The sequence below is a fragment of the Gloeotrichia echinulata CP02 genome (genome assembly GCA_038087035.1).
GTDB lineage: Bacteria > Cyanobacteriota > Cyanobacteriia > Cyanobacteriales > Nostocaceae > Gloeotrichia > Gloeotrichia echinulata.
The window spans coordinates 3,835,730-3,853,905 of sequence record CP051187.1 but is presented as its reverse complement, the minus strand read 5'-3'; the positions used below and the strand labels follow the sequence as shown (position 1 = coordinate 3,853,905).

At 43.9% G+C, this 18,176-nt stretch carries 13 protein-coding genes, 1 tRNA gene and 3 pseudogenes; 3 read left to right on the top strand and 14 right to left on the bottom strand.

Annotated elements, in window-relative coordinates; translation table 11 throughout:
* Window positions 1-308 precede the first annotated feature (308 nt).
* The 5 genes and pseudogenes from HEQ19_16980 to HEQ19_16960 form a co-directional block, all read right to left on the bottom strand.
* Window positions 309-380, bottom strand: a tRNA-Gly gene (locus HEQ19_16980).
* A 57-nt stretch (window positions 381-437) separates the two neighbouring features.
* The gene (locus tag HEQ19_16975; protein WYM00935.1) at window positions 438-3,641 is read right to left on the bottom strand and encodes an efflux RND transporter permease subunit; all 3,204 of its coding nucleotides are present in this window, start codon (window positions 3,639-3,641) and stop codon (window positions 438-440) included.
* Window positions 3,642-3,716: 75 nt separating this feature from the next.
* Window positions 3,717-3,875 (bottom strand): annotated as a pseudogene (locus tag HEQ19_16970) (RRXRR domain-containing protein).
* Between the two features lie 532 nt (window positions 3,876-4,407).
* Window positions 4,408-5,874 carry an efflux RND transporter periplasmic adaptor subunit gene (locus HEQ19_16965; protein WYM00934.1) on the bottom strand — a complete coding sequence of 489 codons (1,467 nt, stop codon included), beginning with the start codon at window positions 5,872-5,874 and terminating at the stop codon, window positions 4,408-4,410.
* A gap of 672 nt (window positions 5,875-6,546) precedes the next feature.
* The gene (locus tag HEQ19_16960; protein ID WYM00933.2) at window positions 6,547-6,660 is read right to left on the bottom strand and encodes a hypothetical protein; all 114 of its coding nucleotides are present in this window, start codon (window positions 6,658-6,660) and stop codon (window positions 6,547-6,549) included.
* A gap of 1,089 nt (window positions 6,661-7,749) precedes the next feature.
* Between HEQ19_16960 and HEQ19_16955 the strand changes: the two genes are divergently transcribed.
* Window positions 7,750-8,625, top strand: a complete 876-nt coding sequence (locus HEQ19_16955; protein ID WYM00932.1) for an Npun_R2479 family HD domain-containing metalloprotein — start codon at window positions 7,750-7,752, stop codon at window positions 8,623-8,625.
* 137 nt (window positions 8,626-8,762) lie between these two features.
* Here the strand turns inward: HEQ19_16955 and HEQ19_16950 are convergent, their stop codons facing one another.
* Window positions 8,763-9,887: a site-2 protease family protein gene (locus HEQ19_16950; GenBank protein ID WYM00931.1), complete on the bottom strand. Its 1,125-nt coding sequence runs from the start codon at window positions 9,885-9,887 to the stop codon at window positions 8,763-8,765.
* A gap of 263 nt (window positions 9,888-10,150) precedes the next feature.
* Window positions 10,151-10,495: a helix-turn-helix transcriptional regulator gene (locus HEQ19_16945; GenBank protein WYM00930.1), complete on the bottom strand. Its 345-nt coding sequence runs from the start codon at window positions 10,493-10,495 to the stop codon at window positions 10,151-10,153.
* A gap of 309 nt (window positions 10,496-10,804) precedes the next feature.
* Between HEQ19_16945 and HEQ19_16940 the strand changes: the two are divergent.
* Both HEQ19_16940 and HEQ19_16935 read left to right on the top strand, forming a co-directional pair.
* Window positions 10,805-11,455 (top strand): annotated as a pseudogene (locus tag HEQ19_16940) (alkene reductase).
* 175 nt (window positions 11,456-11,630) lie between these two features.
* Window positions 11,631-12,296 (top strand): nitroreductase family protein, encoded by a 666-nt coding sequence (locus HEQ19_16935; GenBank protein ID WYM00929.1) that lies wholly within the window; start codon window positions 11,631-11,633, stop codon window positions 12,294-12,296.
* Window positions 12,297-12,385: 89 nt separating this feature from the next.
* Here the strand turns inward: HEQ19_16935 and HEQ19_16930 are convergent, their stop codons facing one another.
* From HEQ19_16930 to prfB, 7 genes and pseudogenes are all read right to left on the bottom strand, one after another.
* Window positions 12,386-13,150: an MBL fold metallo-hydrolase gene (locus HEQ19_16930; GenBank protein WYM00928.1), complete on the bottom strand. Its 765-nt coding sequence runs from the start codon at window positions 13,148-13,150 to the stop codon at window positions 12,386-12,388.
* A 156-nt stretch (window positions 13,151-13,306) separates the two neighbouring features.
* Complete coding sequence (locus HEQ19_16925; GenBank protein WYM00927.1) at window positions 13,307-13,909, bottom strand: aminodeoxychorismate/anthranilate synthase component II; 603 nt, start codon at window positions 13,907-13,909, stop codon at window positions 13,307-13,309.
* Between the two features lie 70 nt (window positions 13,910-13,979).
* Window positions 13,980-15,088 (bottom strand): annotated as a pseudogene (locus HEQ19_16920) (RNA-guided endonuclease TnpB family protein).
* 339 nt (window positions 15,089-15,427) lie between these two features.
* Window positions 15,428-15,883, bottom strand: a complete 456-nt coding sequence (locus HEQ19_16915; protein WYM00926.1) for a diacylglycerol kinase family protein — start codon at window positions 15,881-15,883, stop codon at window positions 15,428-15,430.
* Window positions 15,884-16,025: 142 nt separating this feature from the next.
* A complete protein-coding gene (ybeY, locus tag HEQ19_16910) occupies window positions 16,026-16,553 on the bottom strand; it encodes an rRNA maturation RNase YbeY (protein ID WYM03465.1) in 528 nt (175 codons plus the stop codon).
* Between the two features lie 52 nt (window positions 16,554-16,605).
* The gene (locus HEQ19_16905) at window positions 16,606-16,761 is read right to left on the bottom strand and encodes a DUF3285 domain-containing protein (GenBank protein ID WYM03464.1); all 156 of its coding nucleotides are present in this window, start codon (window positions 16,759-16,761) and stop codon (window positions 16,606-16,608) included.
* 100 nt (window positions 16,762-16,861) lie between these two features.
* Window positions 16,862-17,984, bottom strand: a protein-coding gene (gene prfB, locus HEQ19_16900) for a peptide chain release factor 2 (protein WYM00925.1) whose coding sequence is annotated in 2 segments (ribosomal slippage) — window positions 16,862-17,911 and window positions 17,913-17,984 — 1,122 coding nt in all. Because the reading frame shifts where the segments join, the coding sequence is not laid out codon by codon here.
* Window positions 17,985-18,176: the final 192 nt, after the last annotated feature.

Genomic DNA, 18,176 nt, shown 5'->3' with positions numbered 1-18,176 from the left:
AATTTTCATTCATTTGAACCACAGATCTTCGTAGGGGCGCAAGGCCTTGCGCCCCTACCCTGTGGTCTATTTACCTGAAAATGGCTGTAAGATGTAGTGTTTTTAATATCAATTATTAAAAATATATAGAAAGCAAATTTTCTTCGGTATATTGTTCAATTTTCTCCCTAGCAAGAGCTATTTCTTGAGTAAGTAAATATGCGGTAAATCATTTTTAACTACTAGCTGAATCTTTGTGTTTCTCGTTTTAGTAGTTCCTTTTACCTTGTCTTTTTGTGTGGTACAATTTGCGAATTTACAACAAAATAAGCGGGAGATGGGACTCGAACCCACGACGTTCACCTTGGGAAGGTGACATTCTACCACTGAATTACACCCGCGAATAGCAGTTAGCTATAAACTCATAGCCAAATGCCATTATAACATAAATATGGGAATTAAGAAGCAGATTTTTCCCGCTCCGCTGGTAAACTGATGACTTCACGCTCACCAGCGGATGGGTGCGGTGGTTTCTTGCCGAAGCCATAACGCAAGATATTCTTGATCCAGGTTTGGAAGTTGTCGATATAGCTAAATATAACTGGCACCACTACTAGGGTCAGCAGGGTGGAAGTTGTGAAACCACCCATGATGGCGATTCCCATCGGTTGGCGGACTTCGGAACCGACGCCAATTCCCAAGGCTAGGGGTAGGGTCCCAGCAATGGTGGCGAGGGATGTCATGAGAATCGGACGCAGGCGGGACACACCTGCTTCTATCAGCGCCTGACGCAGGGTTTTGCCTTCCTGCATGTTGATGATGGTATAGTCAACTAAGAGAATTGAATTTTTGGTGACAATTCCCAACAGCAGGACAATCCCAATCAGGGCATAGATTCCCAAGGGTTTTTGAGACAACATCAAGGCGACAAGGGCACCGCCTAAACAAAAGGGCAAGGCTGCCATAATGCTTAAGGGATGTAAGAAGTTATTATACAGCAGCACGAGGATTGCATAGATACACATGACGGCTAGCCCTAGGGCGCCAGTAAAGCCTCGGAAAACATCCTGCATAATTTTTGCACCGCCACCAGGTTGCTGTGCTACCCCTGGGGGGAGATTTTGCATGGCGGGTAGTTTATTGACTGTTTCCAGGGCTTTTCCGAGGGCGATACCTTGCAAATTGGCTTCTATAGCCACTCGACGGGCGCGATCGTAGCGACTGATGGTTGCAGGTCCACTACCGAAGCGGATATCTGCAACGGCGATTAGGGGTACTAAGCTACCGTTTTGGCTGGGGACTTGGAGATTTTTCAGGGTGTTGATGTCTGCACGGGCTTTGGGGTCTATTTGGACACGAATTGGGATTTGGCGATCGCTCAAATTAAATTTCGCTAAATTCGCTTCATTATCACCGATGGTAGCTAGGGAAGCGGTACGGGCTATTGACTGTACGGTGACTCCCAAATCTGCAGCCCGTTGGGGGTTGGGAATGACTAATATCTCTGGTTTGACCAAACTGGCGCTAGAAGACACTTCCACCAATCCGGGTATGGTTCGCATCTGTTTTTCTAGTGCGTCTGCTGCTTGGTTTAATGCTTCGGGATTTTCACTCCGCAGAACTATGGATAAAGCCTTGCGACTATCACCGGGAGACTGACTTTCAAAGCTGATTTTGGCTCCTGCTATCTGTTCAAATAAGGGACGTACTTCCTCTTCAAACTGCTTTTGGGAAATTTTCCGTTCTTCCTTGGGCTTGAGATTGACAGTTAGGGTAGCGGTGTTTAATTGTTCTGTGGCTAACACCTGTGCAACTGCAGGGTTTTCCCGGAGTAAATTAGTAGTTTGTGTGACTACCTTGTTCATGTCTTCCAAGGTGGAACCGGGGGGTATTTCAATCGCCATAGTGGAAAGACCAAAGTCACCATCATCGACAAAACCCTTGGGAATCAAGGGAACTAGCATCAGACTAGCAATAAAAAAAGCTAGGGCGATCGCTATTGTTGTTAATCTATGACGTAATGCCCACTGTAGTACAGATTTATACGGCTGAAATCTTTTGCTGACTGGTGCGTGCTGAGTGTGGAGTTGTTTTTTGCCTAGTTTTAATTTAATATTGAAGAATGGGATAATTTTTGGCTTCTTCTGTTCCTGTCTTTTTTGATTTGGGTGGGTCTGTTCTTTATCTTTGAGCAAATATGCCCCCATCATCGGCGTTACCATCCGCGCCACAAGAGTTGAGAAAATTGTGGAAATAGCAACTGTGAAGCCAAATGGTTGGAAAAACTGCCCTGGAACGCCACCCATAAAGGCAACGGGCAGAAATACGGCGATAATCGTGGCGGAAGAGGCAATTACGGCTAATCCTACCTCATCAGAAGAGTCAAAGGCAGCTTCCCAAGCTGATTTTCCCATTGCCATGTGCCGTTCCATATTTTCAATTTCGACAACGGCATCATCTACCAAGTTACCCACGGCTAAGGCTAATGCTAACAAGGTCATGTTATTGAGAGTGTAACCTAAGGCCTGCTGCACCGCAAAGGTGGGAATCATGGACAAAGGTAGGGCGACGGCGGTAATTAATGTGGCTCGCCAGTCGCGCAAAAATAGTAGAATTACTATCACTGCCAGCACCGAGGCTTGAATTAATTCATCAATGGTGCTTTCATAAGATTGACGAACAACGTCGGCTCTAGTAAAAATTAAATCTAATTTGACATCAGGGGGTAGAGTTTTTTCCAGTTCTTGGACTGCGGCTTTGACTCCTGATTCTACCGTCACCATCACACTCCCAGTGCTACGTAACACTTGGAAGGCTACCACAGGTTTGTTATTTAAGCGTGCGGTTTGGCGGATGTCACCATACTTATCTTCTACAGTTCCTAAGCTGGACAAGGGTACTGAACCACCCCCAGGAAGGATGATTTCGTAAGTTTTCAATGTATCTACACTGGCTGCACTACCTAGGGTGCGGATACTTTGTTCGCTACCACCCAATTCGGCACGTCCACCGGGTAAGTTAATGTTTAAAGCGCGGATTTGGTCGTTTACCTGGGTGGCTGTAATACCTAAAGATTGTAACCGGTCGGGGTCGAGATTAATCCGAATTTCTCGGTCAACTCCACCGACACGCTGAATTTGTGCTACACCTTTGACTGCTAATAAGGCGCGGCTAATGGTTTGGTCTACGAGGTTGCTTAATTCTTCAACGGAACGTTGTTCTGATTTAACCACATAGGTGATGATTGCACCACCTGAAAAATCCAGGCGTTTAACAACTGGGTCATTAATATCTTGGGGTAGACTTTGGCGGATTTGGGCGATCGCATTTCTCACATCATTGGTGGCGCGATCGCTATTTGTCCCTAATATAAAACTGATGGTCGTCTTGGAACTTCCACCAGTCACGGTCGAAATCATATTATCGATATTCCCCAACCCAGCGACCGCATCTTCAATCTTTTTCGTCACCTGGGATTCCAATTCCACAGGGCCGGCCCCTGCTTGGGTTACTGTCACCGAAACGGCTGGTACGTCAATGTTGGGATTAATATCAATTCCCAAGGATGTGAACGAGAACCAACCTACTACGGTCAAAATTAAAAATATCACTATTGTGGGAACAGGTTTTTTAATCGACCAAGCCGAGATATTAAAAGACATCGGAGAAGTTTATATTTTAGATTTTGGATTGATTGTCAGTCGTCATTGGTCATTGGTCATCAGAAATCTCAGTTCTGACACTGGCGAATTGGGACGCGATTCCTTCAATATAATGGTAAACGGCAACTTTCTATAAACTGCTGCTTTTCCGTTTCTTAATAGCTGTCTAGCTTGTGCTGAATGAATTGGTTCTAATGGTCTTTTTTCTGTGTCAATTACGAATACTTTGGACATAATATCCCTCCTTGCGGGTAATGTTAGTTTGCTCAACTTTTCTCATTCTTACTCCCTTTCCGCTGGAAGATTACCAAAATAATTTTTATCTCACGCATACTGCAGAGCAGAACCCGCAGGGTAGGCGCATTCGCGGAGCGTCTCGCAGAGAAGGCGCATTCGCGGAGCGTCTCGCAGAGAAGAAGGAAAATTATAGGTAATCAAAGACCGGGAAGGGAGTAATTCCTAACTCCCGAACCACTATAAGATTAACGTTCGCGGAGCGTCCCGTAGGGAAATAATTTTGACTACATTCTCTACGTTCGCGGAGCGTGTCGTAGGGAAGGCGCAAAGTCAGGAAACTTATAGGTAATCAAAGACCGGGAAGGGAGTAATTCCTCACCGAGTTTTCGATTTTAAATTTTGGATAATGGAATTGAAGATTCAAAATCCAAAATTTAAAGCTGTCCCAGAGCCACCGAATTTATTCGGGGAATAAATCTCAAATCCAAAATCTAAAATCTAAAATGTAAAATTGTGTGCCTCCTCCCTATTATGAAACTACTCGTACTTTGTCGCCATCTTTGATATAAGCAGCACCGTCAACTACCACACGCTGTCCTAGTTGCAAACCTTTCCTGATTTCTACTTTATTACCGTTGAGCGGTTCTCCTAGTTCTACTTTTACCGCACGCACTGTGTCTTCGCCCGATAGGGTGAATACTATAACACTCCCATCTGTTTGAGATTGTACTGCTTTTTGCGGCACGGCCATTCCTGTTGTTGTATTAATGGTAATCGCCCCACGGGCGAACATCCCTGGTTTGAGTAGGTTTGTTGGTGGCAAGTCAATTTTTACTGTGGCTTCCCGCCTTTTATCATTAATTTGGGGTTGTATATCTCTGACTCGTCCCTGTAACCGCACGCGGTTATCAATATCAGAAGTAATTTCTACGGATGCATCTAGTTTTACCTGTGGTAGTTGAATTTCGGGAACTTGGGCTTGCAGTTCGAGTTTGCCATCACGGATAATTGAAAACAGCTTTTGCGTCCCACCAATTACAGTACTAACTTGGGTTTGGGGTGGTATACCTGTGACATCTCCTACCCTGGCTAGCTTCTCGGAGACAATTCCCGAAACTGGTGCTAGCACCAATGTTTGTCCGATTTGAGTTTGTAGTTGTCCCACCTTGGCTGTACTATTACGGACATCGGCTGTCGCTCTATTGACATCAGCTGCTGCCTTGGTGACATTGGCTTGGGCGCTGCTGACATTGGCTTGGGCGCTACGGACATTTTCTTTACCAAGACGCACAGCCTCGATCGCAGTTTTTACAGTGTAGGAACGAGTATCGAGTTCTTGTTCACTAATTGCACCTGCAGCGGCGAGTTTTTGATAGCGTTGATAATTCTTTTGGGCTTCTTCCAATTTCGCCTGGGCTTGGGCTAAATCTGCGCGTCTTTGCTGGACTATCGCCTGACTTGCAGCGACAGATGCTTGACTTGATGCTACAGTTGCCTGTTTTGATTCTACATCGGCTTCCTTTGATTGTACATCGGCTTTGGCTTGGTTAATTTGAGCTTGCAGGATAGAATCATCCAACACCGCCAGCACTTGACCTTTTTTGATAAAAGTTCCTTCTATAATATCTTCAGGGATTTTTTTGATTTGTAAACCGTTTGTCTGTGGTAGCACCGGTATTAAATCACGAGCGGCGATAGTCCCTGTGGTGCTGAGGGTCCGGGCTACACTGGCGGTTTCTACGGTGGCTGTGGTGACTGTCATCGATGGGGGAACATTTTTCGCCGATTTATTCGCGATCGCATTTTCTTGACCAGTGGGACGATGATTTAATACACCCATCCCACCAAAGGCGATCGCTACTCCTAAGCCTGTACCCAGTAACAATGGCATCAACCACAGGCGAGACTGTCGATCATCTCGGTTTCTGCCAAAGCCATTATCCTCAAGGGTAACAGGTTCTTGGACTTCGATTTTTGTCAAACTTTCGTCGCTCACCGTCACACCTCCAGTTCCTGTGAATTCAAATAAAACTACTGATATTTTCTTAAGAAAGTTTTAAATTCATTACTTTATATTAACTATGACGCATTTTGGGAAATTATCAACCTGATAGTTCTGGCTTGACAGCCATGAGCAAACTCATGGTTTCATGACCACTGCAGCACTTTCGTTATTTATAACCCTAAAGCTCATTTTGTCAATCAAGATTTATACCTAAAATAACTGATATATCTTAGCATTTAGCTCAAATTCAGTTTGACTCTTCGGTATCAGTTGTCAGTGGTCAAGCCTACGGTATAGCTGCGCTGAGAGCGACGTAGAAGCGTCTTTTAGATTTTTACAGACACCTGGGGTCTTGCTTGTACCCCAAAAAATCTAAAATCCAAAACTTGTACTGAGCGTTCGCGCAGCGTCCCGCAGGGAAGTCGTTGGCGTAGCCTCTGTCTACGACACGCACTCGCGTTCGTAGAGAAGTATCCAAAATCTAAAATTCGGAGGGTCAAGGGTCAAAAATCGAGATTTTTTAGCTTGAACAAAAAGAAGCCTCTCGCTCACTGCGTTCGCGTTAGCGTTCCGAAGGAAAGCAGGAGCGATGAGATGAATTTTTGGGCGATGTTAGCGGAGCGGCACGAAGTGCGGAGTTCCACCCCCGAACAATATTTGATTTCAATCAGATGGGTGATGGGGTGGGCGACTTTTCGCCAAGTTCCTAATGTATTCACGAATAATATCTGTTTTGGTTCTTCCTGAATGCTTTGCATAGCTTTCTAATATTTCCATCTCTGATTGTTCTACACGGATATTTAAATTTACTTTTACCATTACACTGTAATGATATTTCTATTACAATGATACTGGATGGCAAAGCCGAAAATGCTGGTCATTCTTAATCTGAACCTTCTCCCAAAGGGAGAGGCTGCGCCAAGACAACTCAGAGTATGGGGTTCTACCCAGTAACAGGCATTTGTGTGTCGATTCTGTGGGTAGGTAAAACTCTGACAGTACACAGGTGTTGAACATTTTTGTATTGTTCAAGTCTGCGGAGGGGCATCTCGTGGACTCTAAAGTGAGCTCATCGCCTCCTCAGCAATAGCTGGATTGGATGAGAAGCCCACACTGTACTGCTTGCAGTCAGTGTGGGAGTATGTCACACTTGAGACTTTTGATAACCCCTACGAAAAAATATGACACGCAGCTTTAGGGACTTGCAAATAAACAAATATTCCATATTTAGGGTGCGTCAAGAGCGAGAAATTCTTCACATTACCAGAAATTATTGGTACTGACGCACCGGCGGATAATTTATTTTTTGGAGTTCCCTTAGTCGTAAATGTTTACGAATCAGCAAAAAAATTGGCAGCAGTATATTTACTTAATTATTTCATATTTCCGTGATTATTGACTCACATCACCCCCCTTTTGTATTTAGATCACCGCCACCCAGGGAATATTGGTGAAAAACTGATGACTCCGAAGTATATCCACACGCCATAGTCCACATTATGCTCTTATCACGGAAAAAGTAGTGTATACCTTTGCACTTCGATGCCAGCATCGCCTATCCTGTAATCAAGGCATAAAGACAGCTAGCGGCTACACCTAAATCTACGCTAAAAAGGAGAGATATCCATTGTCATCAATTACAGCTAAAGCAAAGCTAATTCGGAAATTTTGAAACCAACCATTAAATCAGTGAACAGTTAACAGTACACCAGTAACAGTTATCAAGCGTATTTTTTCAGCATCAGCACACCAATGAATGGTGTAGTTTTTCTCCGTCAGGGTCATGCGCTTTCTTGATTGATAACTGATAACTCAGATACATAACTGATAACTGCTAAATAATTCTTATTCAGGTGAGTAAACAATATGTTCAATGCGACTGAGATTTTAATAGATGCTTTTGTCAATCAAATTCGAGAAGGCTACCGACGCACCTATGGCTGCTTAAAACATGATTATCAAGATATCATAGCTTGGGCTGGTAGCATGGCTTTAGAAAATATTGCCAATAGTGACGCCCTCTACCACAATGTTGAACACACCGTTCTCGTCACCCTTGTAGGACAGGAAGTTTTACGTGGTAAACACATCCGCGAAGGTGGTGTTTCGAGTGAAGATTGGTTACACTTTATCATTTCCTTAGTCTGTCATGATATTGGTTATGTTAAAGGAGTTTGTCAACAGGATAAAGAAGTCGAAGGCTTTTATGCGACAGGTCAATATGGTAGAATGATTTCTCTGCCTGCAGGCGCTTCAGATGCTAGCCTGACACCCTATCATGTTGATCGGGCAAAACTTTTCATCGATGAGCGGTTTGGCGGACATAAATTGATTGATGCGGATGTAATTAAGAGTAATATTGAATTGACCCGATTTCCTGTACCAGCGGCTGAAGACCATCAAGAAACAAAAAGTTTTGCGGGATTAGTACGCGCAGCTGATTTAATTGGGCAATTAAGTGACCCACGTTACTTGAAGAAAATCACTTCTTTATTCTATGAGTTTGAAGAAACTGGGATGAATAAAATTTTGAACTATAAAACCCCAGCCGATTTACGCAAGAACTACGCCAAGTTTTACTGGAATGGTGTCTATCCCTACATCAAAGATGGACTGCATTATCTGTCATTGACACAACAAGGAAAACAAATTCTCGCTAATCTTTACTCAAATGTATTTGTTGTGGAACACGAAAAACAGCAAGAAGAACAACGGTATTTGGTTGAGAAACTACATGCTTAAGCAAAAAGTTAGGAGTGAGGAGTGAGGAGTGAGGAGTTGTCAATACTCCCCCCCCCAGTCCCCAGCGATGCACTGAGCTTGTCGAAGTGTCCCCAATCCCCAATCCCTAATCCCTAATCCCCAGTTAAACGAGAAAACTATGCGGGGTGAGGTTGGTATCGGTTTTGAATTAGTTGAATAATCGCTGCTTTTTCTAAAATTCCCACTAGCACACCGTTATCACGAATTACGGTAAGTGTAGATAGTTGTTGTTGTTCGAGTAAGCGCATTGCTTCTAACAAGGGTTGATCAGATTTGACTGTGGTAGATTCTGCAATTCGTCCCATGACTTCTTTGACTTGAGTTTCTGACCATTGTGTTGTAGGGATGGTTCGCAAATCATCAGTGGCGATCGCACCTACTAATTGTCCCTCATCATCTGTCACTAAGAAGCGATGCCAGTTTTCCCCGCTCATGATCTGTTGATCAGCAAATTCTCTGAGGGTAATATTAGCAGAAATAATCGGACTATTCGCGGTGACAGCATCCCCAGCTGTTAAACCTGTGAGTTGTTCCTGTACCCTCGCAAATTGTGCTGAATTTCCTGCATTTTGCAGTAAGAAGAACCCGACTAACAAGTTCCAAATGTTCCCAAGGCTACCAAATAATATGACTGGAATTACACCAGACGCAACTGCTACCCAACCAAATATTTGCCCAACTCGACTAGCAAAAGCCACGCCTTTATAAGGATTTCCTGTAATCTTCCACACAATTGCCTTCAGTATATTTCCGCCATCTAAGGGCAAGCCAGGAATTAGGTTAAATAGGGCTAATGCCAAGTTAACAGAAGCTAAAACACTGAGAATCGCTGCTATTGGTCCTGATGCTGCAGTCGCTACACCAACGCCTGTGACGATACCACACAACAGTAAGCTGACTAAAGGCCCGGCGATCGCCACCCAAAAAGCTTCACCTGGGGTTTTCGATTCTTTGTCTAAGCTGGCTAACCCACCAAAAATAAATAATGTGATGGATTTGACATCAATTCCCTGGCGAATAGCTACGAAACTGTGTCCTAATTCATGGGCGACGACAGAGGCGAATAACAACAGCGCTGTCATCAATCCTAGTAGCAACGCTAATCCCCCAGATAATAGAGGAAATTGGGCTGCTAGTCCACTGCTATAACTCCAAGTTACCAAGCCTAAAACTAAAAACCACGATGGATGGATATAGAAAGGAATGCCAAAAAGATTGCCAACGCGTATTGTACCATTCATGTCGTCCACCTTTGATTTGGTCGCCGAGAGGTTTGGTTTCATCTCTCTCGATGTCTCTACTGTAACGAAGTGTTAAGCAATTTTAATCTTTGTGACGGTAGTGGTGTCCGTCAGTTAGGGTGCGGTTATTGGGAATAATCGCGATAGCTTGGGATATATCGCCACTTTCATAAATTCGTGGCGTTTTGGTTCGTAGTTGCGCTTTAGCGCTAAAGTGCAACTACGAACGGTAGACTTTATTTTCATTTCGTTACGAACTTATCCTATGATGTTTTTTGCTTACCTCTTGCAGCGCAAATAGGTAATGGTTGAGCCGATCGCAATACCACCTCCAACAAACCCGGAAAGAGCGCCTCTAAATCCTCTCGTCGCAGGCGATTGATGTGGTGTGTGCCTTCTTTATGAGTCAAGACTATCCCCGATTCTCGCAAAATTTTAAAGTGATTTGACATTGTAGACTTGGCGATCGCAAAATCAAACCCAGCACAACATTGCTCCCCCTTAGTCGCTAACAGGCGCACAATTTCTAGGCGTACTGGGTCGCCCAAGGCATACAGTACTCCAGATAAAGAAATGTCTTTTCTCTCTGGGTGATACAAAAATCTCATGCTTGCATTTTATCCTAGAATGTCGTATATTTCAATTATTCGACAATATCGAATGACCGAATTAAATCAGGAGGACAATTATGTCATCCATTACAAATGTGGCTCTTGCGTGTGTAGCGTGCTTAATTATTAATGAAAGTCGATTAAATTGCTTTAATAACAAGGCTTACAGGCGTTTATAATTTGATTTTTAGTAACAGTAGCTCAAATACAAAAAATAATGGCTTTTATCGGAGCCACACAAGGGTTTCAAACTTATTTTTTAACAAATTCAGCACGCTAAGTACGGAAGAGCCAGAAATTTCGGGGATTGTCGAACAGTATCGCCAAGCAGCAGCAAACGCCCTAGCCGATGGGTTTGACGGTGTAGAAATTCACGCGGCCAATGGTTATTTAATTGACCAATTTCTCCGTGATAGCACTAATCAGCGTACAGATGAGTATGGCGGTGTGATTGAGAATCGCTCCCGATTCCTGTTAGAGGTAACTGAGGCAGTAACCAGTGTGTGGGATACTAACCGAGTAGGAGTGCGTATTTCCCCCAGTGGGACATTTAACGATATGCGTGATTCCCATCCCCTAGAGACCTTTGGTTATGTAGCTCAAGCATTAAACCGATTTAATTTGGCATATTTGCATATTTATGAGGCTACAGAGGCAGATATTAGACATGGTGGAATAATTGTGCCAACTAGTGATCTACGCGATCGCTTTACAGGTACACTCATTGTTAATGGTGGTTATACCCGTGAAAGAGGTGATGCTGTACTAGCAAATCAAGCAGCAGATTTAGTCGCCTTTGGTGTCCCATTTATCGCCAATCCCGATTTACCCCAACGCTTGGCTGTGAATGCACCCTTGAATCCGGCAGATCCAACAACCTTTTATGGTGGCGGTGAAAAGGGATATACAGACTATCCATTTTGGGCTGCTCCTAGCGAGCAACTACTCAATACCTAATTCCCACCAATATAACATAGCCACAACTCATTGAAGGGATTTCCAATTAAATCCTATTTCCAGGGCGCAAGGCCTTGCGCCCCTACAAATGTACAAATGGCTAATCTATTTTTGGGAAGTCCCGTACCCGATAATCAAAAGCACTAAAGTATCATCCCACAATCAGGAGAATCTCATGAATCCGATTACCCAAGTTCAAGCTTTAGATGTACCCAGCGCCATTATTCAGCGTCGTTCCATCAAAAATTTTAAGTCAGACCCCATAGCCCCAGAACTGCTAAAGCAATTGGTAGAGTTGACCGTCGCTGCTCCTAGCAGTTTTAATGTCCAAGCCTGGCGGATTATCCTGGTTCAAGATGAGGCACAAAAAGCCGCACTATCAGCAGCATCTTGGAATCAAAAACAAATTGTCCAAGCACCTGTGACATTTGTTTTTGCAGCCGATCCAACTGCAGGGGAACAAGACTTAACCCCCATTCTGGAGACAGCACTCCAGCTTGGGGCTTGGAATGAAGGTACAGTCAACTACTTTAAAAGTGCCGTTCCGCAATTTCAAGCGGGTCTGGGAGATAAGCGGCGCGAATATGCTATTAAAGATGCTATCATTGCTTCTACGCATTTGGTCTTAGCTGCGGAAAGTTTGGGCTTATCGACTTGCTTTATGAATGGTTGGGTTGAGGAGCAGGTGAAAGCAGTAATCGGTGCGGCGGATAATTCAGATTTAGCGATCGCAGTTTTAGTACCTGTAGGATATGCAGCCGAACCCCGCTTAAATCCTGGTCGCTTACCTTTATCCTATAACGTCTCTGTGGATACACTAGGCAACCCATATCAGGATTAGGGATTAGGGATTAGGGATTAGGGATTAGGGATTAGGGATTAGGGATTAGAATGAAAGTTTTCCCCCAATCCCCAATCCCTGTACTCTGATTAAAACTTGTAACTCAAAATCTGAATCGCCCTATTATCGGGTAACTTATCAGATCTAATAGCAATGGTATCGCCATTACTACGAATCACTGTCGTGTCCTTCATCAAGGTGAGAAAATCATCCACTGTGGAAATACCGCACGCAGCCGGATCTGCCGCCTGTGTACGATAATGGGTGGGAATCACCAGCTTGGGATTTAACACCCCAACCACCTTTTTGGCTTCTTCGGCATTGTAGGCTTTATCACTACCCCCCACGGGGATAAATGCTACATCGGGACGCCCCATGAGGATTTTTTGCTCAATGGAAATCGGTCCTGCTGCTCCTCCTAAGTGAAGGATTTTCACAGCACCTTGTGTCCATGTCCAAGCGGTATTGATGCCAAACTGCTTACCACCTTTGCGATCATGGTCTATAGCAATACCTTGTAACTTCAAGCCTTTGAACTCGTAAGCTCCTGGTTCATATATTAGCTTAGGATTACCTGGTAGTCCTCCCACCTCGCCTTCATCCAGCAGTTGACTGCTAATGAGGACTAAATCAGCCTTCACCTTGGGTGGACGATACCCAGCAGTACAGCCGATGGATCGAAATGGATTGACGAGAACTTTGAGTCCGTTACCAGTAAACAGAAAGCAAGTATGACCCAACCACTGAACTGATAAACCGCTAGATTGTGCGTCAGCCTCAAAGGAACCCCAAGAATTAACTAAAGCTGTTACCAAACCCGCTCCAGCATAGCCCATCAACTGTCGTCGTTTCATGAATTACTCTCAAGGATTTGACATACTCACAGAAGAGAAAGTTCAGGGATTCTGGATTCAAACAGCAACAACAGACAATGCCCTGCCTGTTGCCACTATTGTACCAAAAAGCCGTCATAGAAGCGTAGCACTGAGCGTGCCGAAGTGGACTTGGCTTTAGACCCAATTTTTCGGTAATTGTTCCAGAAAGTTTCGCAGCAAGTGCTTACCTGAAGATGTCAGGACACTCTCTGGGTGAAACTGGACGCCCTCAATATGAGGATAGTTCCGGTGTCGCACTCCCATAATGGTGCCATCTTCAACCCAAGCAGTGATTTCCAAAACATCAGGGCAAGTCTCGCGGTCAATCACCAGACTATGATATCTGGTTGCGGTCAAGGGATTTTCTAATCCTCGGAAAACCCCTACCCCAGTATGAGATACCTGAGAAGTTTTGCCATGCATCAACTCTGGAGCCGAAACGATTTTACCACCGAAAACTTGACCAATACTTTGATGCCCCAAACATACACCCAAAATTGGCAAGGTTGGTCCTAGCTGTTCAATAATATCTAGGGATATTCCCGCATCTTCCGGACGCCCTGGTCCTGGAGAAATAACGACGATAGCTGGATTTAATTCCCGAATCTCGTCTACTGATATTTTGTCGTTGCGAAAAACTTTAATATTCTCTGCTACGGGGAACTCAGCCGCCAGTTCTCCCAGATACTGCACTAAGTTATATGTAAAACTATCGTAATTGTCGATGACTATAATCACAGCTTATAACTCCTGGTGGCGATCGCACATGCCATTTTGTTTTATTTTCACCAAAATTGCACACCGTGAACTACCTACACTGACCTGACGGTACAGTGTAGGCTTCCTGTCCAACAGAAAGCGCAGTAGTGGATTTCTTGCGTCCTCCCTTACTCCGACTTACATCTGGGCAACAGGCTTTATCCCCCGTTCCAGAGGTCAAAATTCGTAGTCCCTCATCTCTGAGGTTAATAGCTGCATTCACATCCCGATCATGCTTTGTATGGCAGTTTTCGCAAGTCCAGAATCTTACATCTAGCGGTAAACTACCGACTTGGTTTAAGCACACATGACAGGTTTTTGAACTGGGAAAGAATCTATCGACTTCCTGATATATTTTTCCTTCCATCTCTGCCTTGTATTTCAGCATTGTGCAAAACATTCCCCATCCAACTTGATGGATGGATTTAGCTAGTTTATGATTTTGCATCATGCCCTTGACATTGAGATTCTCAACCACAATAACTTGGCTTTCGTTCACTATCCTACGAGATAGCTTGTGCAGAAAATCGTCTCGGCAGTTAGTTATTTTTCTATGAACTCTAGCAACTTTTTTCCTAGCCTTGATTCGATTTTGAGAACCTTTCTGTTTTCTAGATAGCTGTTGCTGTTTAAGTTTTAAATTCTTCTCATGTTTGTTGAGTATTCTAGGATTGTCAAACTTAGAACCATCGCTAGTAACAGCAAAGTGAGTCAAACCCAAATCAATACCTATTGCTTTACCTTCTGCATTTGATTCAGGTTTATCCTTACCGTCATCAAACAGAATAGCCGCAAAGTATTGATTGGAACAGTTTTTAGATATGGTTACAGTCTTGACTTTCCCCTCGATAGGTCTATGAATTATTGCTGATACGTCACCTATTTTGGGCAGACTTAAATAATAGCTACACCCAGATTTAAGCAAACCTGTTGTAAACATTGTGAGTAGGTTAGCGTTAACCATTCATACTCTTTCTTTAACTGGGGAATTATCTTTTTTACTGCGTATCCAGACAACCCCTTACCTGTCTGTTTGTATGTTTGGTTCATCAAATTCAGACAGTAATTCCAAAGCCAACGACAACAGCCAAAAGCTTGCGCTAGAGACTGCTGTTGTTGGGCATCTGGATATAACCTGACTTTGACAACTCTTAACATATTAGAGTAAACGACGTTTGCTATAAAAGAGTATAACATAATGATTGCTCGTTTTCGACCTGTTCTGTTAAGAGTTCTCCCTATGCCTTCGGCACGCTCCGCGAACGGGAGAAATTGGTCACAGAACTGTCGTCAACTCAAGCGCAATTCATCTCAACACTTCCGCTTTCCTTCGGAACGCTAACGCGAACGCGGTAAGTGTGAGGCTTCTTGCTGTTCAAGCTAAACATGATCAATCAGCGAAAATCACCAGGAATTTTTTTTGACACAGAGACACAGAATATATATCCAGGCTCAAGCAGCCCAAAACCTAGCACAGAAATAAATTAGCAAATAAACCTACAAAGCCGAGCTAATTAAAATTAACAGCGGCGGTAGTAAGAGCATACCAGCTACCAGCAGGGCTACTAAAGCCGAAACCAACACAGCACCAGCAGCACAGTCTTTGGCAATTTTCGCCAACTCATGATATGTCTGCTTCACCGTTAAGTCCACCACTGACTCCAGGGCTGTATTGAGTAACTCTAAAGCCAAAACTAAGCCACTTGTTACCCCAATTACTGCTATTTCCACCGCTTTGAGATCCAAAAAAATACTTAGGCCGATTGCCAAAGTACAAACACTTACATGGATGCGAAAATTTCGCTGCGTTGTAAAACAATAGCTGATTCCAGCCCAAGCATACTTAAAACTAACGAATAAATTGGACGCTACTTGCCAGGACAGTTGTCGTTCTTGAGTCACAATTGTTGGTAAGCCGTTTGACGTTGGTGGCGGGGACACTTGTTGAGACATAGGCTTAAAAATCCAAAAATGCAGTTGTTAAGGTGGTAATATGAGCTGATTTTAATCGCCTAATCAACTTTGAGGCAATTTTCTACAGAACTATTATAAGAAAATAACTAAAATTTAAAACTTGTAGATACAAACACCACTGTTATTCTAAATTAATAGAAATACTGATGCAATCCAGCAAAATTACTTGCTTTTTTAACATTTTCATCAAGCTTTCTTCATCAGGATGATCCCAGCCCAACAGATGTAATAACCCGTGAGCGCTTAACCAAGCAAGCTCTGTGGGCAAACTATGCTCCTGTTCTTGAGCTTGACGTTGTGCTGTATCTATAGATATTACTATATCTCCTAGATATAGTGGTGTGGAGGTCAGCATTTCTTCACTTTGAGGACAATCTACCTCTAAAGCCGCAAAAGCTAAAACGTCTGTCGGCTTGTTTTGGTGACGATACTGAGCGTTAAGCGCCTGAATTTCAGCATCGTCAGTCAAACGTAGCCCGATTTCGTAACTTGACGCCGGTGGGAGGTCAGATTGAAGCAATTCCAACCAGCGATAAAACCAATCTTCCCAAGTTTGGGCAGAAATTCGAGCATCAGCGTCCCCAAAACCTACAGATTTTTCTGGGGATGACTCGTAAAAACAATCCTGCACATCTAGTTCAACTTGCACCACCAATGAAGTCTCCTAGGCACTTGGGGTTGGGAACAGTTTTAGTTTATTGTCAGTGAGTTAAATAAGCAAGGCCGACGAAGACAGCTAACAACCCTATCGTGGTCAGCGCAAAATGCTTCAAAGAGGTGCCACCCTTCCGCACCATGTTTCGCATGGCGAGTTTGACGTAGCTAGGTTGAGGTTCCGGTGAAGGAGAGTTGCTCATAAATTGGGGATTGGGGATTGGGGATTGGGGATTGGGGATTGGGGATTGGGGATTGGGGTGACAAATGACAAATGACAACTGACAAATGACAAATGACAAATTAGGCGGGGGTACTGTCTACTAGCTGGTTTTCTTGCCGCAGATAGGCTTGAATGAAGGTGTCAAGGTCGCCGTTCATGACATCGGTAATAGCTGTTGTTTCAGTACTTGTACGTAAATCTTTCACCATTTGGTAAGGGTGGAACACATAGTTACGGATTTGGTTGCCCCAAGAAGCTTCGACCATATCACCGCGAATTTCGGCAATTTCTTGGGCGCGTTGTTCTCGGGCGATGACTAACAGCTTTGCTTTGAGGCGGGTGAGGGCTTTTTCTTTATTTTGGAGTTGCGATCGCTCTTCTGTACAGCGCACAGCCAGACCAGTGGGAAGGTGAACTACCCGCACTGCTGTTTCTACTTTGTTGACGTTTTGCCCACCTTTACCACCTGAGCGAGTTGTGGTGATTTCCAAATCCTTATCTGGAATTTCCAACTGTACAGAATTGTCTATTTGCGGCATTACTTCCACCCCTGCAAAACTAGTTTGGCGCTTACCGTTGGCGTTAAAGGGTGAAATTCTGACTAAGCGATGTGTACCCATTTCTGAGCGCAAATAACCATAGGCATAGCGACCTGTAATTTCCAATGTAGCCGACTTGATCCCCGCTTCATCACCCTCTGATTCTTCAGCTAAGGCTACCTTGTACCCGTGGGATTCTGCCCAACGGGTGTACATTCGCATCAGCATAAATGCCCAGTCTTGAGCATCTGTACCACCGGCACCAGCGTTAATTGTCAGCACTGCCCCTTTATCGTCGTAGGGACCAGATAGTAATTGTTGTAACTCCCATTGATCAAGTTCGTGATTGAGCTTGATAATGGTAGATTCGGCTTCTTGTAATAAAGATTCGTCAGTCTCTAATTCTAACAGATCAACAACAGCCTTAGTATCTTCCAAACTGGCTTGCCATTTATCATATTGCTGAATGTGGGCTTTGAGATCATTCAGTTCTTGCAGCGTTTCTTGGGCTTGGGTTTGGTCATTCCAAAATTCTGGCTGGGCTGAGATTTTTTCCAGGTCTTGAATTTTGGCTGTGAGTGCAGGTACGTCAAAGATAGTCCTGGGTTTTACCCAGGCGGCTAGACAACGTTTCGATTTCGCGTTTGATTTCTAGGACATCCATAATGCTTGCTCAAGATAAAGCGTTTTTGATTATAGGCATTGACGCTAAGACGTGGCTGCACGCCAAATATCGCTCTTTGATTTTAACTGTAGTTGGGCAAATTCTTTCACCTACTTAATAATAAGTTAAAAAACATACCTGGATTGTCAACTATGAGAATTGAAAGATTCAGATCCCCGCTCAAAGGATACA